Genomic DNA, 278 nt, shown 5'->3' on the forward strand with positions numbered 1-278 from the left:
GTGCTTAAAGTAATCTAGGGCAAACAGCATCTTTTCATATAGAGCACCGATAACGTTGGTTCGCCTTTTACCTTGCCAGTTGTAGCTATCGATACAAGGCTCACCAATCGGTGCATAGCCATGAGAGCGAATGGTCTCGTTCTCAAAGCCGCTTTCGTCCATATATACAATGGGGTAGCCTTGCTGCTTAAAGTGCTCAAGCTTATTCTGATATATCGCTCTTTTGATCGGACAGGCTTTTGGATGTTCTAAAGTCTTTTTTTTGACTGATGCCTAGA

The 278-nt window shown here is 43.2% G+C and carries 1 pseudogene; it reads right to left on the reverse strand.

Going from position 1 to position 278, the window contains the following annotated elements:
• Positions 1 to 162 (reverse strand): annotated as a pseudogene (locus CXF65_RS15245) (IS630 family transposase); the annotation flags it as partial.
• Positions 163 to 278 lie beyond the last annotated feature (116 nt).

This window comes from Psychrobacter sp. Sarcosine-3u-12, from assembly GCF_002836005.1.
GTDB lineage: Bacteria > Pseudomonadota > Gammaproteobacteria > Pseudomonadales > Moraxellaceae > Psychrobacter > Psychrobacter okhotskensis.